The following is a 245-nucleotide window of genomic DNA, read 5'->3' as shown; positions in this document are numbered from 1 at the left end:
TGAAGTTTCTTAGTCTCTACGAAGCGATAACCTGGAATATCTTTCTTAGGTTGTTCGCCATCTTCACTTGGATATCCTGGAATGTCGTTGCCTTCCTTATCCTTGTGACTGGTCTTCACTTTTTCGTAGACATGTTCAGTGTCGCCGTTTGGAAGTTTCTTAGTCTCTACGAAGCGATAACCTGGGATGTCTTTCTTAGGTTGTTCCCCATCTTCACTTGGATATCCTGGAATGTCGTTGCCTTC

At 43.7% G+C, this 245-nt stretch carries 1 protein-coding gene; it reads right to left on the bottom strand.

Translation table 11 applies throughout. From position 1 onward, the window contains the following. On the bottom strand, positions 1–245 hold a 245-nt coding region (locus tag B7725_RS00025), incomplete at both ends, for a MucBP domain-containing protein (protein ID WP_142357336.1).

Source organism: Streptococcus oralis subsp. tigurinus (genome assembly GCF_002096275.1).
Classification (GTDB): domain Bacteria; phylum Bacillota; class Bacilli; order Lactobacillales; family Streptococcaceae; genus Streptococcus; species Streptococcus oralis_CN.
This window is presented reverse-complemented; position numbering and strand designations above follow the sequence as displayed.